23 protein-coding genes are annotated in these 22,262 nt (G+C 72.6%); 13 read left to right on the top strand and 10 right to left on the bottom strand.

Translation table 11 applies throughout. The features are described 5' to 3' along the window. The first annotated feature begins 31 nt into the window (after positions 1 to 31). A complete protein-coding gene (gene ligD / locus ACIGEZ_RS18100; protein ID WP_399832055.1) occupies positions 32 to 1,060 on the top strand; it encodes a non-homologous end-joining DNA ligase in 1,029 nt (342 codons plus the stop codon). 99 nt (positions 1,061 to 1,159) lie between these two features. After that, positions 1,160 to 2,041 (top strand): alpha/beta fold hydrolase, encoded by an 882-nt coding sequence (locus ACIGEZ_RS18105; protein ID WP_399832057.1) that lies wholly within the window; start codon positions 1,160 to 1,162, stop codon positions 2,039 to 2,041. Positions 2,042 to 2,050: 9 nt separating this feature from the next. Here the strand turns inward: ACIGEZ_RS18105 and ACIGEZ_RS18110 are convergent, their stop codons facing one another. Both ACIGEZ_RS18110 and ACIGEZ_RS18115 read right to left on the bottom strand, forming a co-directional pair. Further along, the gene (locus ACIGEZ_RS18110; RefSeq protein WP_399832059.1) at positions 2,051 to 2,710 is read right to left on the bottom strand and encodes a TetR/AcrR family transcriptional regulator; all 660 of its coding nucleotides are present in this window, start codon (positions 2,708 to 2,710) and stop codon (positions 2,051 to 2,053) included. 52 nt (positions 2,711 to 2,762) lie between these two features. Then, entirely contained in the window at positions 2,763 to 3,479 is a 717-nt protein-coding gene (locus ACIGEZ_RS18115; RefSeq protein WP_399832061.1) for an IclR family transcriptional regulator, read from the bottom strand. Positions 3,480 to 3,709: 230 nt separating this feature from the next. On the opposite strand from ACIGEZ_RS18115, the gene ACIGEZ_RS18120 reads away from it, so the two are divergent. Continuing rightward, positions 3,710 to 3,976: a WhiB family transcriptional regulator gene (locus ACIGEZ_RS18120; RefSeq protein ID WP_399832063.1), complete on the top strand. Its 267-nt coding sequence runs from the start codon at positions 3,710 to 3,712 to the stop codon at positions 3,974 to 3,976. Between the two features lie 74 nt (positions 3,977 to 4,050). Here ACIGEZ_RS18120 and ACIGEZ_RS18125 read toward each other — a convergent pair whose 3' ends face one another. From ACIGEZ_RS18125 to ACIGEZ_RS18140, 4 genes are all read right to left on the bottom strand, one after another. Continuing rightward, positions 4,051 to 5,025, bottom strand: a complete 975-nt coding sequence (locus ACIGEZ_RS18125) for an acyl-ACP desaturase (protein ID WP_399832065.1) — start codon at positions 5,023 to 5,025, stop codon at positions 4,051 to 4,053. 476 nt (positions 5,026 to 5,501) lie between these two features. Next, positions 5,502 to 7,211 carry an ABC-F family ATP-binding cassette domain-containing protein gene (locus ACIGEZ_RS18130; protein WP_399832067.1) on the bottom strand — a complete coding sequence of 570 codons (1,710 nt, stop codon included), beginning with the start codon at positions 7,209 to 7,211 and terminating at the stop codon, positions 5,502 to 5,504. A gap of 261 nt (positions 7,212 to 7,472) precedes the next feature. Next, positions 7,473 to 7,889, bottom strand: a complete 417-nt coding sequence (locus tag ACIGEZ_RS18135; RefSeq protein WP_399832069.1) for an SsgA family sporulation/cell division regulator — start codon at positions 7,887 to 7,889, stop codon at positions 7,473 to 7,475. A gap of 153 nt (positions 7,890 to 8,042) precedes the next feature. After that, positions 8,043 to 8,507, bottom strand: coding sequence for a (4Fe-4S)-binding protein (locus ACIGEZ_RS18140; protein WP_399832071.1), 465 nt, complete (start codon positions 8,505 to 8,507; stop codon positions 8,043 to 8,045). Positions 8,508 to 8,609: 102 nt separating this feature from the next. On the opposite strand from ACIGEZ_RS18140, the gene ACIGEZ_RS18145 reads away from it, so the two are divergent. Continuing rightward, positions 8,610 to 9,707, top strand: a complete 1,098-nt coding sequence (locus ACIGEZ_RS18145; protein WP_399832073.1) for an oxidoreductase — start codon at positions 8,610 to 8,612, stop codon at positions 9,705 to 9,707. Between the two features lie 7 nt (positions 9,708 to 9,714). Here the strand turns inward: ACIGEZ_RS18145 and ACIGEZ_RS18150 are convergent, their stop codons facing one another. Further along, positions 9,715 to 10,014 carry a YciI family protein gene (locus ACIGEZ_RS18150; protein ID WP_399832075.1) on the bottom strand — a complete coding sequence of 100 codons (300 nt, stop codon included), beginning with the start codon at positions 10,012 to 10,014 and terminating at the stop codon, positions 9,715 to 9,717. Positions 10,015 to 10,067: 53 nt separating this feature from the next. Between ACIGEZ_RS18150 and ACIGEZ_RS18155 the strand changes: the two genes are divergently transcribed. After that, positions 10,068 to 10,772 (top strand): endonuclease V, encoded by a 705-nt coding sequence (locus ACIGEZ_RS18155; RefSeq protein ID WP_399832077.1) that lies wholly within the window; start codon positions 10,068 to 10,070, stop codon positions 10,770 to 10,772. 82 nt (positions 10,773 to 10,854) lie between these two features. Then, the gene (locus ACIGEZ_RS18160) at positions 10,855 to 11,253 is read left to right on the top strand and encodes a VOC family protein (RefSeq protein ID WP_399832079.1); all 399 of its coding nucleotides are present in this window, start codon (positions 10,855 to 10,857) and stop codon (positions 11,251 to 11,253) included. A gap of 88 nt (positions 11,254 to 11,341) precedes the next feature. On the opposite strand, the gene ACIGEZ_RS18165 is transcribed toward ACIGEZ_RS18160, so the two are convergent. Then, positions 11,342 to 12,529 carry a saccharopine dehydrogenase family protein gene (locus ACIGEZ_RS18165; RefSeq protein ID WP_399832081.1) on the bottom strand — a complete coding sequence of 396 codons (1,188 nt, stop codon included), beginning with the start codon at positions 12,527 to 12,529 and terminating at the stop codon, positions 11,342 to 11,344. A 203-nt stretch (positions 12,530 to 12,732) separates the two neighbouring features. Here ACIGEZ_RS18165 and ACIGEZ_RS18170 point away from each other — a divergent pair, with 203 nt between their 5' ends. The 4 genes from ACIGEZ_RS18170 to ACIGEZ_RS18185 all read left to right on the top strand — a co-directional run bounded on the left by ACIGEZ_RS18170 (position 12,733) and on the right by ACIGEZ_RS18185 (position 18,554). After that, a complete protein-coding gene (locus tag ACIGEZ_RS18170; RefSeq protein ID WP_399832083.1) occupies positions 12,733 to 13,890 on the top strand; it encodes a CaiB/BaiF CoA transferase family protein in 1,158 nt (385 codons plus the stop codon). After that, positions 13,887 to 15,029, top strand: a complete 1,143-nt coding sequence (locus tag ACIGEZ_RS18175) for an acyl-CoA dehydrogenase family protein (RefSeq protein ID WP_399832085.1) — start codon at positions 13,887 to 13,889, stop codon at positions 15,027 to 15,029. The genes ACIGEZ_RS18170 and ACIGEZ_RS18175 overlap by 4 nt, the downstream gene beginning before the upstream one ends. 100 nt (positions 15,030 to 15,129) lie before the next feature. Next, positions 15,130 to 16,344, top strand: a complete 1,215-nt coding sequence (locus tag ACIGEZ_RS18180; protein ID WP_399832087.1) for an acetyl-CoA C-acetyltransferase — start codon at positions 15,130 to 15,132, stop codon at positions 16,342 to 16,344. A gap of 38 nt (positions 16,345 to 16,382) precedes the next feature. Beyond that, a complete protein-coding gene (locus tag ACIGEZ_RS18185; protein WP_399832089.1) occupies positions 16,383 to 18,554 on the top strand; it encodes a 3-hydroxyacyl-CoA dehydrogenase NAD-binding domain-containing protein in 2,172 nt (723 codons plus the stop codon). An 18-nt stretch (positions 18,555 to 18,572) separates the two neighbouring features. Here ACIGEZ_RS18185 and ACIGEZ_RS18190 read toward each other — a convergent pair whose 3' ends face one another. Continuing rightward, positions 18,573 to 19,337, bottom strand: a complete 765-nt coding sequence (locus ACIGEZ_RS18190) for a MerR family transcriptional regulator (RefSeq protein ID WP_399832091.1) — start codon at positions 19,335 to 19,337, stop codon at positions 18,573 to 18,575. A 123-nt stretch (positions 19,338 to 19,460) separates the two neighbouring features. Between ACIGEZ_RS18190 and ACIGEZ_RS18195 the strand changes: the two genes are divergently transcribed. Together ACIGEZ_RS18195 and ACIGEZ_RS18200 are read left to right on the top strand one after the other, a co-directional pair. After that, positions 19,461 to 19,943: a macro domain-containing protein gene (locus ACIGEZ_RS18195; RefSeq protein WP_399832093.1), complete on the top strand. Its 483-nt coding sequence runs from the start codon at positions 19,461 to 19,463 to the stop codon at positions 19,941 to 19,943. A gap of 106 nt (positions 19,944 to 20,049) precedes the next feature. After that, the gene (locus tag ACIGEZ_RS18200) at positions 20,050 to 20,517 is read left to right on the top strand and encodes a hypothetical protein (protein WP_399832095.1); all 468 of its coding nucleotides are present in this window, start codon (positions 20,050 to 20,052) and stop codon (positions 20,515 to 20,517) included. Positions 20,518 to 20,608: 91 nt separating this feature from the next. Here the strand turns inward: ACIGEZ_RS18200 and sph are convergent, their stop codons facing one another. Next, positions 20,609 to 21,592 carry a sphingomyelin phosphodiesterase gene (gene sph, locus ACIGEZ_RS18205; RefSeq protein ID WP_399832097.1) on the bottom strand — a complete coding sequence of 328 codons (984 nt, stop codon included), beginning with the start codon at positions 21,590 to 21,592 and terminating at the stop codon, positions 20,609 to 20,611. A 173-nt stretch (positions 21,593 to 21,765) separates the two neighbouring features. Here sph and ACIGEZ_RS18210 point away from each other — a divergent pair, with 173 nt between their 5' ends. Further along, positions 21,766 to 22,254 carry a hypothetical protein gene (locus ACIGEZ_RS18210; RefSeq protein ID WP_399832099.1) on the top strand — a complete coding sequence of 163 codons (489 nt, stop codon included), beginning with the start codon at positions 21,766 to 21,768 and terminating at the stop codon, positions 22,252 to 22,254. Positions 22,255 to 22,262: the final 8 nt, after the last annotated feature.

The raw sequence follows: 22,262 nt of genomic DNA on the forward strand, positions 1-22,262 counted from the left end.
GGGTATCCGAGCGCGGCCTAGGCTGACGGCCATGGCAGGCAAGGCGGCAGCGGTGGAGCTCGAGGTCGGCGACCGGACCGTGAAGGTGTCCAATCCGGACAAGGTGTACTTCCCCGAGCCCGGCTACACCAAGCTGGACATGGTCCGCTACTACCTCGCCGTCGGCGACGGCATCACCCGCGCCCTGCGGAACCGGCCCACCACCCTGGAGCGCTACCCCGACGGCGTCACGGGGGAGTCCTTCTTCCAGAAGCGTGCGCCGAAGTACCTCCCCGAATGGATCCCGACGGCCCACATCACCTTCCCCAGCGGCCGATCGGCCGACGAGATGTGCCCCACCGAGCCGGCGGCCGTACTGTGGGCGGCCAACCTGGGAGCCGTCACCTTCCATCCCTGGCCGGTACGCAGGGGCGACACGGACCACCCCGACGAACTCCGGATCGACCTCGACCCCCAGCCCGGCACGGACTACGCCGACGCCGTCCGCGCCGCCCACGAGCTGCGGGCCGTCCTCGACGAGCACGGGCTGCGCGGCTGGCCGAAGACCTCCGGCGGGCGCGGCCTGCACGTCTTCGTACCGATCCTGCCGAACTGGACGTTCACCCAGGTCAGGCGGGCCGCGATCGCCTGCGGCCGGGAGCTGGAGCGCCGGATGCCGGACCAGGTCACGATCAAGTGGTGGAAGGAGGAGCGCGGGGAGCGGATCTTCGTGGACTACAACCAGACCGCCCGCGACCGCACCATCGCCTCCGCCTACTCCGTCCGCCCCCGCCCGCACGCCCCCGTCTCCGCGCCGCTGCGCTGGGACGAGGTCGACGACGCGGTGCCGCAGGACTTCGACATCCGCACCATGCCGGAGCGGTACGCCGAACTCGGCGACGTGCACGCCGACATGGACGACGAACGCTTCAGCCTGGAGCCGCTGCTCGAACTGGCCCGCCGTGACGAGGCGGAGCACGGCCTGGGTGATCTGCCGTATCCGCCGGAGTACCCGAAGATGCCCGGCGAGCCGAAGCGGGTCCAGCCGAGCCGGGCGAAGAAGGAGCCGGAGGGGGAGTGAGAGAGGTCGCCCCCTCGGGTGCCAGACTTCGGATCCTCAAAACAACACGAACGATCGTGCTAGAATTTCTCGCATCGAGGACGATCGAGGAGATCCGGCATGTTTCCGAAGGCTCTGCTGGTCCGCACGACGCTGAACGCCGCCGCGTACATCACTCCCGCCCTCGCCGGGCGGGCCGTCTTCCACCTCTTCGTCCGCCCGGTCGGACGAGCGCGCCTCAAGCCGGTCGAGGAGCCGCTGATGGCCACCGCCCGGGTCGACCGCATACAGGTGTACGGCAAGCAGGCGGTCACCTACGCCTGGGGCGACGGCGAACGCCCCGTGCTGCTCGTCCACGGCTGGTCCTCGCGCGGCTCGCGCCTCGCCGCCTTCGCCGAGGCGCTGCTCGCCCGCGGCTACAGCCCCGTCGCCTTCGACGCACCCGGACACGGCGACGCCCCGGGCAGGGCCACCAACATCGTCGAATACCGCGAGATCATCCGGCGGTTGCACGCACGGCACGGCGACTTCGACGCCGTCGTCGCCCACTCCTTCGGTGTCGTCGCGGCGCTCTTCGCCCTCCGCGACGGCGTCCGCACGGACCGGTTCGTCGGCATCGCGGGCGTCGGCTCCTTCGGCCTGCTCACCGCCGGGTTCCAGGCCGTGAGCGGCTTCGGCGGGCGCGCGCTCGGTGCGATGCGCCGGCATGTCGAGCGGCGGCTCGCCCCCGACGAGCCCGGGGTCTGGCAGCACCTCGACGGCGCCTGGCGGCCGGACGAACTCGGCGCGCCCGTCCTGCTGTTCCACGACGAGACCGACGAGATGGTGCCGCTCGCCCATGCCCGCTACCTCGCGAAGGCGCACGGCGACCGTGCACGGCTCGTCGTCACCCAGGGGCTCGGGCACGGCAGGATCCTGACGAGCCCTCAGGTCGTCACGGAGGCAGTGGAGTTCGCGACGGCGCCCGCGGCGAGGGACATCGCTCGGACGGTCTCGCGCTGAGCCCCCGCGTCACACCGCAGGGGCGCCGATCCCGTCCCGCGCGCCGTCCGTCGCCTCGGCCCGCAGGCGGCGGACGATGCCGCGCTCGGCCCGGGCGTAGGCGGCGGTGTCGTCGCCCAGCAGGACGGACTGGGCGTTGGCCGACTCCATCAGGGCGATGATCTCGAAGGCCAGCTGCGGGGCGTCCACGTCCTCGACGAGGCCGCCGGCCTGCCGGGCCTCCTCGATCGTCTGCTCCACATACGCGACCCAGTCGGTGCGCGCCCGCGCGACGGCGTCGTGGACCGGGCCCGTTCGGGCGTCGAACTCCGCCGAGACCGCGTAGAAGAAGCAGCCGCCCGCGAAGACCCGCCCGGCGGAGTACGCCAGCCAGTTGCGGCACAGCGCCCACACCCGGCCCGGACCCGGCGGGAGTTCGGCGAGCGGTGTGACGACCTGGCGGGCGAAGACGGCGGCGGCCGCCCGTACCGTCGCCAGCTGGAGCTCCTCCTTGGAGCCGAACAGGGCGAACACCCCGCTCTTGCTGAGCTTCAGTTCGGTGGCGATCCGCCCGAGCGAGAGACCCTCCAGGCCCTCGACCGAGGCGATGTCCATCGTGCGGCCCAGAACGAGCCGCCGGGTCTGGTTGCCGCGCTCGACGCGCCCGTCCGTCTTGGTGCTCCCGCTCATGCCCCCATCGTACTGTCCGCACGATCGTGCGGATACTGTACGTCGTGCTGTTCTACGCCTCCGGGGCGCGCCGCTCACCCGGTGCGAGCAGCAGCACCTCCAGGGCCCTCGCGCAGGCCCGCGCCCGGGCCAGGAACCAGTCGAGCCGCTCATCGGTGAGGACGGAGGGCGCCGCCCTCACCGCGAGCGCGAAACGCGCGTGACCGGACCGCTCGAGTACGGGCACCGCGAGCGTCCGCGCCTCGGGCGCCGACGCGCCCTCGTCGACGGCGTAACCCCGTTCCCGCACGGCCGGTTCGGCGCCGCTCTGCTCGGCGGGGGCGAAGGCCAGCAGGACCTGCCCCGGCGCCGTCGTGTGCAGCGGACGCCGCAGCCCCACCCGCGGGGTGACCGAACCGCCCGCCACGACCACCGCGTACCCGCCGCTGCGCAACGCCAGATCGGCGCACGCACCGGTTCGCTCGGCCAGGTCGCGCAGCTCGGGCGTGGCCAGATGGAGACCGCGCTGGTGGTACGAGAGGCGGCCGAGCTCCGTGACGGCGGGGCCGAGCCGGTAGCGGGCCGTGCGGGCGTCCTGTTCCAGGAAACCCGCGCCGAGCAACGTCCTGGCCAGCCGGTGCGCGGTCGAGGTCGACAGGCCGAGCCGGCGCGCCAGGTCCGAGGCGCTGAGGTCGGGCCCGTTGTCGTGGAAGCTGTGCAGGACGTCCAGGGCCCGGCGCACCGCCTGGGCCCCGGCCGGTGCGCGGACCGGGCCGGCCTCCGTCGTCATCTGTGGTTCGCTCCCCCTCGCACGATCGCTCGGACCGGCCCCACGCTCCCACATGGCGGCAGCCGAAGCAGTACTCGGACGAGGTCGGAAACACGCCGTTCATGCCCGGTCCCGTCCGGTGGCACCCGGCGGTGGGACCGGATGTCGGCGAAACGCGTGCGCCGGCGTCCGGCGCGCCGCGTTGATCGGACGTTGATGGCGCGTTTAGGCCGGGTCGCGAGTCTGTTGCCATGCAGACCGACACGATGACCGCCGCCCCGCAGACCCTCCTGGCCCCCGACCTCTCCTGGCAGGAGAACGCCCTGTGCGCCCAGGCCGGGCCGGAGTTCTTCTTTCCCGCGCCCGGCTCCTCGACCCGAGAGGCGAAGCAGCTGTGCGGGGCGTGCGAGGGGCGTGTCGCCTGCCTGGAGTACGCGCTGGCGCACGACGAGCGGTTCGGGGTGTGGGGCGGAATGTCGGAGAAGGAGCGGATCAAGCTCAAGCGGCGCCAGGGCTGAACGCCCCAGCAGCCCCAGCAGCCCCAGCAGCCCCGGCCACCCCAGCAGCCCCGGCCGCCAGGCCGTCCCGCGGGTCAGCCCGCCGCCCGCGCCGCCATCCGCGCCTTGCGCGCGGCCAGCCGCTCGTCGAACTTGCTCGCCTCGCTGTCCAGGCCGTCCATATAGAGACCCAGCTCCTCCTGGGCCTTCAGGCCCTCGGGGCCGAGGCCGTCGATCTGGAGGACCTTGAGGAAGCGCAGCACCGGCTGGAGCACGTCGTCGTGGTGGATGCGCAGGTTGTAGATCTCGCCGATCGCCATCTGGGCGGCCGCGCGCTCGAAGCCCGGCATCCCGTGCCCGGGCATCCGGAAGCCGACGACCACGTCCCGTACGGCCTGCATCGTGAGGTCGGGGGCGATCTCGAAGGCCGCGCCCAGCAGATTGCGGTAGAAGACCATGTGCAGGTTCTCGTCGAGCGCGATGCGGGCGAGCATGCGGTCGCAGACCGGGTCGCCGGACTGGTGGCCGGTGTTGCGGTGCGAGATCCGGGTGGCGAGCTCCTGGAAGGCGACGTACGCGACCGAGTGCAGCATCGAGTGCCGGTTGTCGGACTCGAATCCCTCGCTCATGTGTGCCATGCGGAAACGTTCGAGCTCGTCCGGGTCGACCGCCCGCGAGGCGAGCAGGTAGTCGCGCATCACGATCCCGTGCCGGCCCTCCTCCGCGGTCCAGCGGTGCACCCAGGTGCCCCAGGCCCCGTCGCGGCCGAAGAGGCTGGCGATCTCGTGGTGGTAGCTCGGGAGGTTGTCCTCGGTGAGCAGGTTGACCACGAGCGCGATCCGGCCGATGTCGGTGACCTTCGACTGGGAGCGGTCCCAGGCCTCGCCGTCCTCGAAGAAGGCGGGGAAGTTGCGGGCGTCGGACCAGGGCACGTAGTCGTGCGGCATCCAGTCCTTGGTGACCTTCAGGTGCCGGTTGAGCTCCTGCTCGACGACCTCCTCCAGGGCGTAGAGGAGCCGCGCGTCGGTCCACCCTGCGGAGCTGCCGAGGTGGGGAGAGGTGAGCGTCACGGGGAACTCCTGGGGACGGAGAAGGGCATACGGAACTACCTACGGATTCGTAGGTTACGAGACCGTAGGTTAAGGCTTCGTAAGGGGGCGGCCAAGCCCGTCCCGGCGATGTCCGGTTACGTTCCGTTATGCGCGCAGCTCCGGCGGGCCACTGGAGATCCAGGTCACGCGCCGCCGCCGGGCCGCCGGGCCCGGGGCCGGCTACTCAGAGCAGATGACCGGCGGCGCCCGCCTCGACGACGGAGATCAGCGCCCGCGGCGCCTCGACCGGGAGGCGTTGACGCCGTTCACGGCATCCATGGCAGCCAGGGCGGGGTGGTCCTTCACGGATCCTCGGCGACGGCGCGGATGACGTCGTGTGCCGCGACCGCCGCAGCCGCAGCATGTGGCTGCCGGCCGCGGCGGTCGACGCGCACGGCGGGGACGGGGGACTCGCCCCCGTCCCCGCGCCCGGCGGCGGCACCAGGTCCTGGGCGTTACTTCACCTCGAGGGACTCCGCCGCCAGTGCCTCCGCCTCCGGGACCTCGGGCGCTCGCGCATCCGGTGCCTCCTCGACGAGCCCCTCCCGTACGGCCTCCGCCGTCGTCGGCCGCAGCTCGCCGTCGAGCCGCAGCCAGCGGGTGATCCCCAGCGACTCCAGGAACGGCACGTCGTGGCTCGCCACGACCAGCGCGCCCTCGTACGCCTCGAGTGCCGCCGTCAGGCTCCGCACCGACGCCATGTCCAGGTTGTTCGTCGGCTCGTCGAGGATCAGCAGCTGCGGAGCCGGCTCGGCCAGCAGCAGCGCCGCCAGCGTCGCCCGGAACCGCTCACCGCCCGACAGCGTCCCCGCCGGCCGGTCCGCCCGGGCGCCCCGGAACAGGAACCGGGCGAGCCGCGCCCTGATCGCGTTGGGCGTCGCACCGGGCGCGAACCGGGCCACGTTCTCCACCACGCTCAGCCCGTCGTCGAGCACGTCGAGCCGTTGCGGCAGGAAGCGCAGCGGAACCCACACCGTGGCCTCGCCCGCCACCGGTTCGAGCTCGCCCGCGAGCGTGCGCAGCAGGGTCGTCTTCCCCGCCCCGTTCCGGCCCACGAGCGCCACCCGTTCCGGGCCGCGCAGCTCGAAGCCTCCGGCGACCCGGGCGCCGTAGCGCAGCTCCAGGTCGCGCAGGAGGAGGACGTCCCGGCCCGGCGGGACCTTCGTGTGCGGCAGCTCGATCCGGATCTCGTCGTCGTCCCGTACCGCCTCCGCCGCCGTGTCGAGCCGGGACCGCGCCTCGGCGAGCCGCTCGGCGTGCAGATGGCGGTGCTTGCCCGCCGACACCTCGGCCTGGGCCTTGCGGTTGTTGGCGATGATCTTCGGTACGACCTTGTTCTCGGCGCTCTTCTGCGCATAGCGCCTGCGCCGGGCCAACTTCATGTGGGCATCGGCAAGTTCGCGCTTCTGCCGATGGACGTCGGCCTCGGCGACCCGCACCATCCGTTCGGCCGCCTCCTGTTCGGCCGCGAGCGCCGCCTGGTAGTCGGAGAAGGCGCCGCCGTACCAGGTGACCTCGCCGTCCCGGAGGTCGGCGATCTGGTCGACCCGCTCCAGGAGTTCGCGGTCGTGGCTGACCACGACGAGCAGTCCGGACCAGGCGTCCACCGCCTCGTACAGCCTGCGGCGGGCGAGCAGGTCGAGGTTGTTGGTCGGCTCGTCGAGCAGCAGCACGTCGGGCCGGGCGAGGAGCAGCGCGGCGAGCCGGAGCAGTACGGACTCGCCGCCAGAGACCTCGCCGATCGTGCGGTCGAGGCCGACATGGCCGAGGCCGAGCTGGTCGAGCACGGCCCGGGCCCGCTCCTCCACGTCCCAGTCGTCGCCGACGGCCGTGAAGTGCTCCTCGGCGGTGTCGCCGGCCTCGATGGCGTGCAGGGCGGACCGGGCCCGGTCGATGCCGAGCGCCCGGTCGACGCGCAGAGCGGTGTCCAGGACCAGGTTCTGCGGGAGGTAGCCGACCTCGCCGGCGGTCCGGACGGCGCCGGCCGTCGGCGTGAGCTCGCCGGCGATCAGCTTGAGCAGGGTCGACTTCCCGGATCCGTTGAGACCGACGAGGCCGGTCCTGCCGGGGCCGACCGCGAGCCGGAGGTCGTCGAAGACGCCGGTCCCGTCGGGCCAGGAGAAGGAGAGAGAAGTGCAGGTGACGAAGGTGGGGCGGGTCGCCATAGGGGCCTCCCGGTTGCATGGGCGTGGGCTTGGGGCAACGGGTGAGACACCGGGGCGCGGGCGAGGAGGGAGAAACGGAGCAGCGCTCGTACGCCGAGGTCGAGGACGGCACACGCGGCGGCGGGGCGGCACGCGCGGCACGGTGTCTCGAATCCTCAGACGAGCAACGGCCTTCTCCGATCGGGCGACAACATGGCCGGAAAAGACGTTACGGCCGGGCCGGGGAGGCGGCAAACGATTTACGAGCGAGGCGGATACGGGCTACGGGTGCTCCTCCAGGATCTGGGCCAGATCCCCGTCCCAGTCCACGTACTGGTGCTCACGCCCGCTCGGCACCAGGTGCTGCGAGGCTTCCAGGAAGCTGCGCAGCTCCGAGGTGCGGACGTGCACCATGGCCACGCCCTCGGGGGCGTGGAACTCCACCACCGTGCGGTCGTAGCCGTACGGTCGCAGCCGCACGTCCCCGACACCGGCCGGCCCCTCGACCCCCTCGGCGAGCAGCTCACGCGCGAAGGCCCAGGACACCTCGACGCCCTCCAGGGTCGCGCGCGGCGGGAAGGCCATGCTCACCGCGAAGGGGTCCTCCCGGTCGTACCGCAGCGTGGCGGCGACCGTCTCCATCCGTGGGTCGGATGCGACCAGACGGGCCTGCACGGCCTGCTCGATGACGGTGGACATGGGTCAGCCTCCTGTCGCGCGGCTACGTTCTCCTGACGTCTCCCTGACACAGGGAGAGACGAACCGCGGGGCCGGAACGTGCACTGGGGACATACGTGAGCTGCGTCACCGCCGGGGCGGCAGGCCCCTCGGGGTGGCGGGGTGCCCCGCCTCTCAGCGCTTCTCGGCCTGGTCGAAATCCCCGCCCGCGCACGGTCCGGAGTGGTCGCAGTACGGCTGGTTGCCGGACGCCCCGCACCCGCACAGGACCGCCCGGGTCTCGTGCCGTACGCCGGCTTCGCCGCGCACCACCAGGTCGCCGCGGACGACCAGCCGGCCGTCGGGCATGCGCCGGACGGTGGTCGGCACGTCGCCGGGCTCGGCGGAGCCGTCCGCCGGGTGGTACTGCAGCGCGCCGGAGGGACAGCGCCTGACCACCTCGGCGACCAGGTCGGGAGCCGCCTGGTCGGGCTGGACCCAGGGGCGTTTGTGCAGGTCGAAGACGCTCGGGAGGCCGTGGACGCACTCGGCCGCGTGGAGGCAGCGGCGCGGCTCGAAGGTGACGGTGATGCCCTCGCCTTCGTACTCCTTGAGCTGCGGCTTCTCGTCCGGGACGGGGTCGGTCGTACGGTCCGTCATGCGACCCAGCCTAGGAAGGGGGCGGCCGGTACGCACTCTGGACGGGATCATCGCGGTGGACTAGCTTCCGGCGCCATGACGTCCATGGGGAAGACGAGACGAATGACGGCGGCGGGACTGGCCGGGGCGGCGCTGGCCATGGCCCTGGCGGTCCCGGCCACGGCGCGGGGGGAGGCGCCCACGGGGGTGCCCACCGCGTCGCCCGGGGAGTCGGCCAAGGGGCCTTCCAAGGGGTGGCAGCTCACCGCGACCGGCACGGACGCCCGCTTCCGCGGCCTCGCCGCGGTGAGCAGGTCCGTCGCCTGGGCCGCCGGCTCCAAGGGCACGGTGCTGCGCACGACCGACGGCGGGAAGAGCTGGCGAAACGTCTCTCCGGCGGGCGCGGCGGAGCTGGAGTTCCGCGACGTCGAGGCCTTCGACGCCCGGCGGGCCGTGGTCCTCGCGATCGGGGAGGGCGAGGCGTCCCGGGTCTTCCGCACGGAGGACGGCGGGGCGACCTGGACCGAGTCCTTCCGCAACACCGACCCACGCGCCTTCTACGACTGCATGACCTTCTTCGACCCGCGGCACGGCCTGGCGATGAGCGACCCGGTAGACGGTAGGTACCGCATCCTGTCCACCCGCGACGGCGGCCGGTCCTGGCAGGTCCTGCCGAACGACGGGATGCCGGCCGCGCTGCCCGGCGAGGCCGGGTTCGCGGCGAGCGGTCAGTGCCTGGTCTCGTCCGGGCCGAAGGACGTGTGGCTGGCCACGGGCGGCGGAGCGACCGGGCGGGTGCTGCACTCGGCGGACCGCGGCCTGACCTGGAGCGTCACCGATACGACGATCCCGGCGGGGGAGGGGGCCAAGGGCGTCTTCGGGCTCGCCTTCCGTGACCGTACGCACGGCATCGCGGTCGGCGGCGACTACCGCAAGGACCAGGCCTCGCCGAAGGCCGCCGCCGTCACCGGCGACGCCGGCCGGACCTGGACCGCGGCCGCCGCCGGGCCGCCCGCCTACCGCTCGGGCGTTGCCTGGCTGCCCCACACCCGGTCCGCCGCGCTCGCCGTCGGCCCCACCGGCACGGACCTGAGCACCGACGGCGGCCGCACCTGGCGCACGGTCGACACCGACTCGTACGACACGGTCGACTGCACCCACGACGGCGCCTGCTGGGCCTCCGGCGAACAGGGCCGCATCGCGCGAGCGACGCTGCGGTAGGGCCGGCCTAGGCCGGCAACTCCTCACGGAACGCCGCGAGTTCGCCGACCGTCTTGGTCGCGTAGAACTCGGTGATCCGGTACGTGCACACGCCCTCGACGCTGAACGGGTCGGCCGCCGCGATCGCCTCGATCTCCGCGCGGTCGGCCCCGGCGGCCAGGATCACCCCGCCGTCCCGGGGGTTCTTCCGCCCGGAGGCGAGGAACACCCCGGCCGCGTACTGCGCGTCGAGCCACTCGACGTGGGCGTCGAGCAGCGCGTCGACCCGTTCGACGGGCGCGGTATAGGTCAATTCAAGAACGAACATGATCGCCAGGCTACCGGGGGGCCGCCGCCGTGTTCGTCGTAGGGTGCCCCACCATGACGATCATCGAGATTCCCGAGGGCTGGCCCGCCGACGAGGCGTCGGCCCTGGTCGTGCAGGAGGAGCTGCGGGGGCGGCTCGTAGTGGACGAGGAGGGGCCCGGCCCCGGGGAGGTGCACGTCACCGGGGTCGACGTGGCGTACGACGACGAGCGGGATCTCGTCGCCGCGGCCGCCGTCGTGCTCGACGGGCGGACGCTCGAGGTGGTGGCGGAGGCCACCGCCGTCGGGCGGGTGTCGTTCCCGTACGTACCGGGGCTGCTCGCCTTCCGGGAGATCCCGACCGTGCTCGCCGCGCTGGGGCGGCTGAGCGTCGACCCCGGGCTGCTGGTCTGCGACGGCTATGGGCTCGCCCACCCGCGGCGGTTCGGGCTGGCGAGCCACCTGGGCGTGCTGACGGGCCGGCCCTCGATCGGGGTCGCGAAGAACCCGTTCACCTTCACCTACGAGCAACCCGGCGTGGAACGGGGCGAGTTCAGCGACCTCGTCGCCGAGGGCGAGACCGTCGGCCGGGCTCTGCGCACCCGCGCCGACGTGAAGCCGGTCTTCGTCTCCGTCGGTCACCGGGTCTCCCTGGAGCGGGCCTGCGCCCACACCCTGCACCTGACGCCCCGCTACCGCCTCCCCGAGACCACCCGGCACGCCGACTCCCTGTGCCGCCGGGCCCTGCGGGAGGCCCTGGAGGCGGACGAAGCGGAGTGAGCACGAGGACCCTGTGACGGGTGGGGAGCCTGAGTACGAGTACGGATACCGGACCGGGCGCGCGAGCGGGCACAGTGGGGGCATGACAAGCCCCGGTGCGATCGGCACCCTGCAGTGCGTCGTCCTCGACTGCCCCGACGTCATGGAACTGGCCGGCTTCTACCAGCAGTTGCTCGGCGGGGAGATCAACCGCCCCGACCCGCAGTGGGCGGTCGGCGACGCCTGGGCCACCCTGCACGGCGCCTCCGGCGCACCCGTGCTCGCCTTCCAGGGCGTGGCCGACCACCGGCCGCCGGTGTGGGGTGCGCCGGAGCAGCAGTTCCACATCGACGTCCGGGTCACCGACCTGGACGCCGCCCACGAGGCCGTGCTCGCGCTCGGCGCCTGGCGTCTGGACTCCGGGGAGGACGACCGGCCCTGGCGCATCTACGCCGACCCGGCCGGCCACCCCTTCTGCCTCGTCCGCCACGCGGCGCACTGAGGCACCTGGCGCGGCTGCGCCGCCGTCCAGTTCGCGCTGAGGGACCTGGCGGCCGACTGCGCCGCCGTCCAGGGCCCGGGGGCCGCGTTCAGCCCGCGTGCGCCACCCGGAAGCGCAGCCCCGCCGTCCGCAGCCGGCCGATCAGCGCGTCGCCCATCGCCGCCGCCGTCGTGACCTGCCCGGACGTCTTGGGCAGGTCGTCGAGGGCGAGGCAGAGAGCCGACTCCGCGAGCATCTTCGCGGTCTCGTCGTACCCCGGGTCCCCGCCGGACACCTCGGTGAAGACCCGCCGCCCGCCCCCCTCGCCGACGAACCGGACGGTGAACCAGCTGCGCGCCCGCCGCTCCTCACTCGGCCCGCTCCCCGGCTCGTAACGGTCTATCAGCCAGCTGCGTACGAAGGGGAGTTGGGCGGCCAGGACGCCCGTGCCGACCACCGCCGCGCCGCCGAGCGCCATCGGCAGGGTCTTCACCGAGGCGTAGTGGCGGTAGCGGAAGTCCGGCCCGTACCGGTCGAGGGCCGCTGCCGAGCGGGCCACCACCTGCGGGTCGATGGTGGGCAGCGGCAGCGCCCAGGTGCCGGTCTCGCGGCTGAACCGAGGGCCGCCAAGGGGCGCGTGGGCCCGCCGGGTCACCAACCGCGGCTCGTGCAGCCTCCGTTCGTGCGCCGCGCGCAGGATCTGCCGGCCGCGCCCGAACGCGGTGAGCGCCGAGGCGAAGGTGCCGCCCGAGAAGATCGCCCCGGCCCGCACGAACCCGTCGATCCGCAGCGGCACGCCCTCGGGCAGCTGTTGCACGGTGAAGTAGACGCCGAGGTCGTGCGGCACGGAGTCGAAGCCGCAGGCGTGCACGAGCCGGGCGCCGGTCTCCCGGGCGCGGGCGTCGTGGCGCACGTACATCCGGTCGACGAACTCCGCCTCGCCGGTCAGGTCCAGATAGTCGGTTCCCGCCTCCGCGCAGGCGGCCACCAGCTCCTCGCCGTACCAGACGTACGGGCCGACGGTGCTGGCCACCACCCGGGCGGATACGGCCAGTTCGCGCAGCGCCTCCGGGTCGGCGGAGTCGGCGACGACCAGCGGCAGCTCGGCGCAGCGCGGCCACCGCTGCGCGAGCCGGTCGCGCAGGGCGGTCAGCTTGCCCCGGCTACGGCCGGCGAGCGCCCAGCGGCAGCCGCTCGGGGCGTGCTCGGCCAGGTACCGGGCGGTGAGCTCACCCACGAACCCGGTCGCCCCGAAGAGAACCACGTCGTACGGCCGTGCGGCCGCCCCTGCATCCATCCAGCCCCTCGCCTTCGCGCCCGCGCCGTCCCCCGGCGCGCATGTCGTCGGCGGACTCTAGCGGACGCCCCGCCGCTGTCGACCGCCCGAGGTCCCCGGGTAATTTCCAAGCGCTTGCTCGGCTCGGGGGCTTGTGCCGAGTGGAACACGTTCCTAGCATCTCCGGTGTTACATCATCACTGTCACATACCCCTGGGGACTCGATGACGACACCGCGCAACGCCCGCCCCGGCCCGCTCTCCGGCGTCCGGGTGGTCGAACTCGCGGGCATCGGCCCCGGCCCCTTCGCGGCCATGCTCCTCGCCGACCTCGGCGCGGACGTCGTCCGCGTCGACCGGCCCGCCGGCCCGGGCCTCGGCATCGACCCCGCGTACGACCTCACCAACCGCAACAAGCGCTCCGTCCTCGTCGACCTCAAGGCCGAGGGCGGCCCCGAGACCGTCCTGGACCTCGTCGCCCGCGCCGACATCCTCATCGAGGGCTACCGCCCCGGCGTCGCCGAACGCCTCGGCGTCGGCCCCGAGCCCTGCCTCGCCCGCAACCCGCGCCTCGTCTACGGCCGGATGACCGGCTGGGGCCAGAGCGGACCGCTCGCGCACTCCGCCGGCCACGACATCGCGTACATCGCTCTCACCGGCACCCTCGGCATGATCGGCCCCGACCCGGACGGCCCGCCCACCGTCCCCGCCAACCTGGTCGGCGACTACGCGGGCGGCTCCCTCTACCTCGTCATCGGCGTCCTCGCCGCCCTCCAGCACGCCCGCGCCCATGGCGAGGGCCAGATCGTCGACGCCGCCATCGTCGACGGCGCCGCCCACCTCGCCACCATGATCCACGGCATGCTCGCCTCCGGCGGCTGGCAGGACCGGCGCGCGGTCAACCTGCTCGACGGCGGCTGCCCCTTCTACGGGACGTACGAGACGGCCGACGGCGGTCACATGGCGGTCGGCGCCCTCGAGCAGCAGTTCTACGACGAGTTCGTCCGCCTCCTCGGCATCGAGGACCTCGCGCCCGCGCGCCGCGACTTCGCCCGCTGGCCCGAGCTGCGCACCGCCGTCGCCGAGCGCTTCCGCACCCGTACCCGAGAGGAGTGGACGGCGGTCTTCGAGGGCACCGACGCCTGCGTGGCCCCCGTCCTCTCGCTGCGAGAGGCGCCCGCGCACCCGCACCTCGCCGCCCGCGGCACCTTCGTCGAGCACGGCGGACTCGTCCAGCCCGCGCCCGCGCCGCGCTTCTCCGCGACGCCCGGAACGGTCCGCACCGGGCCCGCCCTGCCGGGCGCCGACACCGGCGAGGTCGCCCGCGACTGGGCCGTACCCACACTCGTATCCGACGCAGCCGCCAAGGAGCAGCAGGCATGAAGCGCCAGCTCTACACCGCCGACCACGAGGCCTTCCGCGACACCGTCCGCACCTTCCTCACCAAGGAGGTGCTGCCCCACTACGAGCAGTGGGAGAAGGACGGCATCGTCTCCCGCGAGGTGTGGCGGGCCGCCGGCCGGCAGGGGCTGCTCGGCCTCGCCGTCGACGAGGAGTACGGAGGCGGCGGCAACCCCGACTTCCGCTACAGCGCCGTCCTCGCCGAGGAGTTCACCCGCGCCGGCACCCCCGGCCTCGCCATAGGGCTGCACAACGACATCATCGGCCCCTACCTCACCTCGCTCGGCACCGAGGAGCAGAAGCGCCGCTGGCTGCCCGGCTTCTGCAGCGGCGAGCTCGTCACCGCCATCGCCATGACCGAGCCCGGTGCGGGATCGGACCTCCAGGCCATCCGCACCACCGCCGAGGACCACGGGGACCACTGGATCCTCAACGGCTCCAAGACCTTCATCTCCAACGGCATCCTCGCCGACCTCGTGATCGTCGTCGCCAGGACCACCCCCGAGGGCGGCGCCCACGGCCTTTCCCTCCTCGTCGTCGAACGCGGCACGGCGGGCTTCGAGCGCGGCCGCAACCTCGACAAGATCGGCCAGAAGTCCCAGGACACCGCCGAGCTCTTCTTCCACGACGTCCGCGTCCCCAAGGAGAACCTGCTCGGCGAGCTGAACGGCGCCTTCGTCCATCTGATGACCAACCTCGCCCAGGAGCGGCTCGCCATCGCCGTCGCCGCCATCGCGGGCGCCGAACACCTCCTGGAGCTCACCACCACCTACGTCAAGGAGCGCGAGGCCTTCGGACGGCCGCTCGCCCGGCTCCAGCACGTCCGCTTCGAGATCGCGGAGATGGCCACCGAGTGCGCCGTCACCCGCACCTTCCTCGACCGCTGCGTCACCGACCACGCCGACGGCGGACTCGACGCCGTCCACGCCTCCATGGCCAAGTGGTGGGCGACCGAACTGCAGAAGCGGGTGGCCGACCGCTGTCTGCAACTCCATGGCGGATACGGCTACATGAGCGAATTCCCGGTCGCCAGGGCCTTCACCGACGGCCGGATACAGACCATCTACGGCGGGACGACCGAGATCATGAAGGAGATCATCGGCCGTTCCCTGCTCGCCTGACCCCTCGCCGGCCCGCCCGGCCCGCCAGCCCGCCCGGCCCGCCGGCCCGACCCCTCCGAGACTCGCCCCACCCTCCGCGACTCGCCCGAAAGGCACCACCGTGACCACCGAAGCGTACGTCTACGACGCGATCCGCACCCCGCGCGGCCGCGGCAAGGCCAACGGGGCCCTGCACGGCACCAAGCCGATCGACCTCGTCGTCGGCCTCATCCACGAGCTCCGCTCCCGCTTCCCCGGCCTCGACCCGGCGGCCATCGACGACATCGTCCTCGGCGTCGTCGGCCCGGTCGGCGACCAGGGCTCCGACATCGCCCGGATCGCCGCCATCGCCGCGGGCCTGCCCGACACCGTCGCCGGAGTCCAGGAGAACCGCTTCTGCGCCTCCGGCCTCGAGGCCGTCAACCTCGCCGCCGTGAAGGTCCGCTCCGGCTGGGAGGACCTCGTCCTCGCCGGCGGCGTCGAGTCCATGTCCCGGGTGCCCATGGCCTCCGACGGCGGCGCCTGGTTCGCCGACCCGATGACCAACATCGCCACCAACTTCGTCCCCCAGGGCATCGGCGCCGACCTCATCGCCACCATCGAGGGCTTCACCCGGCGCGACGTCGACGAGTACGCCGCCCTCTCCCAGGAACGCGCCGCCGAGGCCTGGAAGGACGGCCGCTTCGACCGCTCCGTCGTCCCCGTCAAGGACCGGGCCGGCCTGACCGTCCTCGACCACGACGAGCACATGCGCCCCGGCACCACCGCCGACTCCCTCGCCAGGCTCAAGCCGTCCTTCGCCGACATCGGCGAGCTCGGCGGCTTCGACGCCGTCGCGCTGCAGAAGTACCACTGGGTCGAGCAGATCGACCACGTCCACCACGCCGGCAACTCCTCCGGCATCGTCGACGGCGCCTCCCTCGTGGCCATCGGCTCCAGGGAGGTCGGCGAGCGCTACGGGCTGACGCCGCGCGCCCGGATCGTCGCCGCCGCCGTCTCCGGTTCCGAGCCGACCATCATGCTCACCGGCCCCGCCCCGGCCGCCCGCAAGGCGCTCGCCAAGGCCGGTCTCACCATCGACGACATCGACCTGATCGAGATCAACGAGGCCTTCGCCGCCGTCGTGCTCCGCTTCGTCAAGGACATGGGCACCTCCCTCGACAAGGTCAACGTCAACGGCGGCGCCATCGCGCTCGGCCACCCGCTCGGCGCCACCGGCGCGATGATCCTCGGCACCCTCGTCGACGAGCTGGAGCGCCAGGACAAGCGCTACGGCCTCGCCACCCTCTGCGTCGGCGGCGGCATGGGCATCGCCACCATCGTCGAGCGCGTCTGACCGCCCGGTCCGAACCCCCTTACGGAGAAGCAGCAGTCATGAGCGAGAGCACCACCATCCGCTGGGAGCAGGACGAGACCGGTGTCGTCACCCTCGTCCTCGACGACCCGAACCAGTCCGCCAACACCATGAACCAGGCCTTCCGGGCCTCCATCACCGCGATCGCCGAGCGCGCGGTGGCCGAGAAGGACTCCATCCGCGGCATCATCTACACCTCCGCCAAGAAGACCTTCTTCGCCGGCGGCGACCTCAAGGACATGATGAAGGCCGGTCCCGAGGACGCCCGCGCCGTCTTCGACACCGCCATCGAGATCAAGAACGCGCTGCGCCGCATCGAGACCCTCGGCAAGCCGGTCGTCGCCGCCGTCAACGGTGCCGCGCTCGGCGGCGGCTACGAGATCGCGCTCGCCTCCCACCACCGCATCGCCCTCGACGCGCCCGGCTCGAAGATCGGCCTGCCCGAGGTCACCCTGGGCCTGCTGCCCGGCGGTGGCGGTGTCGCCCGCACCGTACGCCTGATGGGCATCACCGACGCGCTGCTCAAGGTGCTGCTCCAGGGCACCCAGTACAACCCGCAGCGCGCCCTGGACAACGGCCTGGTCCACGAGCTCGCCGCCACCCCGGAGGAGATGCTCGCCAAGGCCCGCGCCTTCATCGACGCGCACCCCGAGTCGCAGCAGCCCTGGGACGTGCCCGGCTACAAGATCCCGGGCGGCACCCCGTCGAACCCGCGGTTCGCCGCCAACCTGCCGGCCTTCCCCGCGAACCTGCGCAAGCAGCTGAACGGCGCCCCCTACCCGGCGCCCCGCAACATCATGGCGGCGGCCGTCGAGGGCTCCCAGGTCGACTTCGAGACCGCGCTCACCATCGAGAGCCGCTACTTCACCGAGCTGGTCATCGGCCAGACCGCGAAGAACATGATCCAGGCGTTCTTCTTCGACCTCCAGGCCGTCAACTCCGGCGCCAACCGCCCCCAGGGCATCGAGGCGCGCAAGGTCCGCAAGGTCGCCGTCCTCGGCGCGGGCATGATGGGCGCCGGCATCGCGTACTCCTGCGCGCGGGCCGGCATCGAGGTCGTCCTGAAGGATGTTTCGGCCGAGTCCGCCGCAAAAGGCAAGGCCTACTCCGAGAAGCTCTGCGCCAAGGCCGTCGCCAAGGGCCGCACCACCCAGGAGAAGGCGGACGCGCTCCTCGCCCTGATCACCCCGACCGGTGACGTGGCGGACCTGGCCGGCTGCGACGCCGTCATCGAGGCGGTCTTCGAGGACACCGCGCTCAAGCACAAGGTGTTCCAGGAGGTCCAGGACGTCGTCGAGCCCGACGCGCTGCTCTGCTCCAACACCTCCACCCTGCCCATCACCGCCCTCGCGGAGGGCGTGGAGCGCCAGGGCGACTTCATCGGCCTGCACTTCTTCTCGCCCGTCGACAAGATGCCGCTGGTCGAGATCATCAAGGGCGAGCGCACCGGCGAGGAGGCGCTGGCCCGCGCCTTCGACCTGGTCCGCCAGATCAACAAGACGCCGATCGTCGTCAACGACTCGCGCGGTTTCTTCACCTCGCGGGTGATCGGCCACTTCATCAACGAGGGCGTCGCCATGGTGGGCGAGGGCGCCGAGCCCGCCTCCGTGGAGCAGGCCGCGGCCCAGGCCGGCTACCCGGCGAAGGTGCTCTCCCTGATGGACGAGCTGACCCTCACCCTGCCCCGCAAGATCCGCAACGAGACGAAGCGGGCGGTCGAGGAGGCCGGCGGCACCTGGGTCGCGCACCCGGGCGAGCTGGTCATCGACCGCATGGTCGACGACTTCGGCCGCCCCGGGCGCAGCGGCGGCGCCGGCTTCTACGAGTACGGCGAGGACGGCAAGCGCGGCAGGCTCTGGCCGGGCCTTCGCGAGCACTTCACCAAGCCCGAGGTCGAGATCCCGTTCCGGGACATGCAGGAGCGGATGCTCTTCGCGGAGGCGCTGGACACCGTCCGGCTCCTGGAGGAGGGCGTGCTGACCTCGGTCGCCGACGCCAACATTGGCTCCATCCTGGGCATCGGCTTCCCGGCGTGGACCGGTGGCGTGCTCCAGTACATCAACGGCTACGAGGGTGGCGTCGCCGGCTTCGTGGAGCGGGCCCGCGAGCTGGCCACGACGTACGGCGAGCGGTTCACCCCGCCCGCGCTCCTGCTGGAGAAGGCCGAGCGGGGCGAGGTCTTCACGGACTGAGAGGCCCCGCGGGCGGCGTCACGCGGGCGGCGTCCTGAACGCCGTCCGCAGCTCCTCGCTGAGCGAGCGCTGGAAGGCCGTGACGAGGGCCTGGATCACCATCGGCTGCATGTGGGCCGAGAGCGACTTCATCGCGCTCAGGTGGTCCGGGTCCTCGCCGCTCTCCCGGTACGGGTTCCACACGTGGTCCTGGAAGAGCCGGGCCAGCTCCTGGGCGGCGGCGCGGGCGTGCTCCAGGAGGACGGTGCGGGAGGCCAGGATCGTCTCGTGCTCGATGGGTACGTCGAGCAGCTCGACGCCCAGGCGGAGCAGGGAGCCGTCGAGCCGGAACACGTCCGGGCCGGGTCCCTTGTCGAGCACGCCCATGGCGGCGAGCCGGTCGACGTCCCGGTCGGCGAGCGCCCGCCCGGCCCGCCGCTCCAGCTCGCGCCGGGTGATCTCCTCGGCGGACTCGGGTGCCCAGGAGGCGACGAGGGCCCGGTGGACGGCCAGGTCCCGGGCACTGAGGTCGGGCGGCAGCTGTTCGAGATAGCGCTCGATCGCGGCCAGCGTCATGCCCTGCCGCTGGAGCTCCTCGATCAGCGCGAGCCGCGACAGGTGCGCGGGTCCGTAGTGCCCGACCCGCCGCGCCCCGATGACCGGCGGCGCGAGCAGCCCCCGCGTCCCATAGAACCGCACCGTCCGCACGGTCACCCCGGCCCGCGCGGCCAGCTCGTCCACGGTGTACGTGGGCCCGCCCACCTGCTCCTCGCCCCGCACGTACTCCTCGCGCTCGCTGGCCATACGCGGGTGCCTCGCTTCCGGTGCCGTCCCCCTGTGCCGCACAGGTGGTTCAACAATATTGCTGTCTCACCGGGCTTGTAAAAGAGAGGGACCGTTGTCAGTGGCGGCTCGTACGGTGGACGGATGAGCGTGATCGAATACGTACGGGGGGACGCCACCGCGCCGCGCGGGAAGGGCGTCAAGATCGTCGCGCACGTCTGCAACGACCTGGGTGGCTGGGGCAAGGGCTTCGTCCTCGCCGTCTCGCGCCGTTGGCCGGAGCCCGAGGCGGCCTACCGCCGCTGGCACCGTGAGCGCGCGAGGAATGACTTCGGTCTCGGCGCGGCCCAATTCGTCCAGGTGGGACCCGCCCTGTGGGTGGCCAACCTGGTGGGGCAACGGGGGATACGCACGGGCCGGAGCAGTGGGGTGCCCGTCCGCTACGAGGCCATCGACGCGGCACTCGTGCGGCTCGCGGACAAGGCGGAGGGGCTGGGGGCCTCCGTGCACATGCCGCGGATCGGGTGCGGGCTCGCGGGCGGGAAGTGGGAGCGGGTCGAGCCGCTGATCGCCGAGCGGCTCGTGGCGCGGGGGATAGGGGTCACCGTGTACGACTTCGGCGGTTGACGGGCTTGTGAGGGGGGCTGGGCGGGCACCCCGGCGATGAGTGACGTGGACCTGACGCTAGAGTCAGGCGCCTGTTCGAATTCGGGTGCTAGGCAGGGGGAGGAGCATGCAGGCGCAACTCAGGGAGACGGCCGCAGAGTTGGCCGCGGTCCTGTGGCGGGAGCACACCGTCTACCGCGAGCGCGGGGGTGGTGTGGTGATCCGGGGTGATCATGTCCGGCGGTGGATCAGTCTGGCGCCGACGGGCGGCAAGGACCAGGCCCTGGTCCGGGCCGGCCGGCTCCTGGACGGTGGCACGACCGCGCCCGCCCGGCTGGAGGCCGTGGTGGACCTGACGGCGGGCACGGCCGAGCTGGCCGCGGTCTGCCGGCGGCTGCTCGCCGAGACCGCCGCGGACGCGGCGCCCTACGCCGCCCGCTCCGGCCGGCCCTCGCGCCCCGCGCGCGAGGCCCGCGCGAAGGCGTCGCGGCCGCGCAAGGGGCGCCACACCGGTATCGGCTCGTGGCTGGTGCTGCTCGCCGTCGTCGGGATCGTGGGCTACTGGGCGTACGGCGTCTTCGGCGCCGGGTTCTAGACCCGTACCCACCGGGCAAGGGAACGGTCGCCGTGACGCTCTCCGCGGGAGAGCGTCACGGCGACCGCGGGACCGGCAGGGCTCGGCCGGACTAGAAGCCCGTCACCGGGTAGTGGTCGGACAGGTTGGTGTACGTGTACTGCTTGCCCCAGCTGGAGACCGTCCACGGCGCGGACTGTTCGGGGACCACGTTGTTCGTCCAGCCGGCCGGACGGGCGTTCCCGGCCCGGTACAGGATGTAGTCCAGGTCCTCGCGCGGGTCGGTCGGGTAGCGGTCGTGGGCGATCGAGTTCAGCGCCGTGTCGAAGGAGTACGGGTGGCCGGTGCGGGCGTCCGCGCCCACCAGGCCCGCGTCGGCGAGCATCGTCGCGTACTCGGGGGTGCGCGAGTCCACGTTCATGTCGCCCGCGACGATCACCTGCTCGCCCGCCGGGATGTTCCTGGCGTCGAGGAAGGCGTCGATGGCCTTGAACTGGCGGCTGCGCATCTGCGCCGCCTCGCCCGCCGAGCAGCCCGGGTCGGTGGACTGGGTGTGCGTGCCGACGACGTGCACCCTGGTGCCGTTGACGTCGAGGACGGTGTAGACGAAGCCCTTGTTGGAGTACCAGTCGGCGCCGCAGGCGTCCTTGTAGACGTACTGCTCCTTGCGGACGATCGGCCACTTGCTGAGGACCGTCACGCCGCCGTCCTCCGGCGTCGTGGCCGAGTAGGAGCCGCCGGTGGCGTCCCAGCCCGACCTGGAGCGGCCCATGACCGGGGTCTGGTACGGGTACTGCGCGGCGGCGTTCGACTTGAGCGCGTCGGAGGAGGAGTTGTCGAAGGCCTCCTGGAGCACGACGACGTCGTTGCCCTGGAAGAAGGAGGCGGCGGGGATCGCGGCCGCCCGGTGGTCCTGGCCCCAGTTGGGGTAGAGCGTCTTGGAGAACAGGAACGTGTTGTACGTCAGGACCTTCAGCCGCGGCGCGGCTGCGGCCTGGGCGGCCGAGGCGGCGGGGGCGGTCGCCGTCAGGGTGGCGGCGGCGAGGGCGACGGTCAGAGCTGCACCGGGGACACGGCGGAGCGCGAGGAACGGCACTGGAAACTCCCGTTGACAGATGGGGGGTTGGGGACCGGCGCGGCACATCAAATCAGCCGTAGTTACTATTCGGTAGCCGTTGGATGCCGCGAATCTTGCGCGGCTCGCACGAACGCGCCAACTCTCGATCGATTGACCGAATTGCCCTTTTCGCGACCAGGTAGGATGCGCTCATGACCCTCGCGCAGAACTCGCAGATCTTCGACATGGACCTCGGTCCGCTCAACCCCGTGTGGGCCGAGCTCATCATCGGCTTCGTGGTCTTCGGTATCACCTTCCTGATCCTCGCCAAGGGGATCCTGCCGAAGATCAACCGCACGCTCAGCGAGCGTGAGGACGCCATCGACGGCGGCACCGAGCGCGCCGACGACCTGCGCGCCGAGGCCACCGCGATCCGCGAGCAGTACGAGGCCGAGCTGGCCGAGGCCCGCCACGACGCGGCCCGCATCCGCTCCCAGGCCACCGAGGAGGGCGCGTCCGCCATCGCCGCCGCCCGCGCCGAGGGCCTGCGCGAGCGCGAGGCCATCCTGGCCGCCGGCCACGCGGAGATCGCCGCGGAGCGCGCCACCGCCGAGCGCGAGCTCGCCTCCGACGTCGACGCCTGGGCCCACGCCCTGGCCGGCCGCATCGTCGGCGAGCCGGTCGGCGCCGACCGCGCCTGACGCACCAC

Origin of the sequence: Streptomyces sp. NPDC085481 (assembly GCF_044541845.1) — a bacterium.
Lineage (GTDB): Bacteria > Actinomycetota > Actinomycetes > Streptomycetales > Streptomycetaceae > Streptomyces.

Bases quoted from the DNA above. Each gene is read 5' to 3' on its own strand.
- ACIGEZ_RS18105 (WP_399832057.1), top strand. From the start codon at position 1,160: ATGTTTCCGAAGGCTCTGCTGGTCCGCACGACGCTGAACGCCGCCGCG.
- ACIGEZ_RS18140 (WP_399832071.1), bottom strand. From the start codon at position 8,507: ATGACGGACCGTACGACCGACCCCGTCCCGGACGAGAAGCCGCAGCTC.
- ACIGEZ_RS18170 (WP_399832083.1), top strand. From the start codon at position 12,733: ATGACGACACCGCGCAACGCCCGCCCCGGCCCGCTCTCCGGCGTCCGG.
- ACIGEZ_RS18155 (WP_399832077.1), top strand. From the start codon at position 10,068: ATGACGATCATCGAGATTCCCGAGGGCTGGCCCGCCGACGAGGCGTCG.
- ACIGEZ_RS18185 (WP_399832089.1), top strand. From the start codon at position 16,383: ATGAGCGAGAGCACCACCATCCGCTGGGAGCAGGACGAGACCGGTGTC.
- ACIGEZ_RS18160 (WP_399832079.1), top strand. From the start codon at position 10,855: ATGACAAGCCCCGGTGCGATCGGCACCCTGCAGTGCGTCGTCCTCGAC.
- ACIGEZ_RS18120 (WP_399832063.1), top strand. From the start codon at position 3,710: ATGCAGACCGACACGATGACCGCCGCCCCGCAGACCCTCCTGGCCCCC.
- ACIGEZ_RS18190 (WP_399832091.1), bottom strand. From the start codon at position 19,337: ATGGCCAGCGAGCGCGAGGAGTACGTGCGGGGCGAGGAGCAGGTGGGC.
- ACIGEZ_RS18150 (WP_399832075.1), bottom strand. From the start codon at position 10,014: ATGTTCGTTCTTGAATTGACCTATACCGCGCCCGTCGAACGGGTCGAC.
- ACIGEZ_RS18110 (WP_399832059.1), bottom strand. From the start codon at position 2,710: ATGAGCGGGAGCACCAAGACGGACGGGCGCGTCGAGCGCGGCAACCAG.
- ACIGEZ_RS18200 (WP_399832095.1), top strand. From the start codon at position 20,050: ATGCAGGCGCAACTCAGGGAGACGGCCGCAGAGTTGGCCGCGGTCCTG.
- ACIGEZ_RS18135 (WP_399832069.1), bottom strand. From the start codon at position 7,889: ATGTCCACCGTCATCGAGCAGGCCGTGCAGGCCCGTCTGGTCGCATCC.
- ACIGEZ_RS18145 (WP_399832073.1), top strand. From the start codon at position 8,610: ATGACGGCGGCGGGACTGGCCGGGGCGGCGCTGGCCATGGCCCTGGCG.
- ACIGEZ_RS18165 (WP_399832081.1), bottom strand. From the start codon at position 12,529: ATGGATGCAGGGGCGGCCGCACGGCCGTACGACGTGGTTCTCTTCGGG.
- ACIGEZ_RS18210 (WP_399832099.1), top strand. From the start codon at position 21,766: ATGACCCTCGCGCAGAACTCGCAGATCTTCGACATGGACCTCGGTCCG.
- ACIGEZ_RS18115 (WP_399832061.1), bottom strand. From the start codon at position 3,479: ATGACGACGGAGGCCGGCCCGGTCCGCGCACCGGCCGGGGCCCAGGCG.
- ACIGEZ_RS18175 (WP_399832085.1), top strand. From the start codon at position 13,887: ATGAAGCGCCAGCTCTACACCGCCGACCACGAGGCCTTCCGCGACACC.
- ligD (WP_399832055.1), top strand. From the start codon at position 32: ATGGCAGGCAAGGCGGCAGCGGTGGAGCTCGAGGTCGGCGACCGGACC.
- ACIGEZ_RS18195 (WP_399832093.1), top strand. From the start codon at position 19,461: ATGAGCGTGATCGAATACGTACGGGGGGACGCCACCGCGCCGCGCGGG.
- ACIGEZ_RS18130 (WP_399832067.1), bottom strand. From the start codon at position 7,211: ATGGCGACCCGCCCCACCTTCGTCACCTGCACTTCTCTCTCCTTCTCC.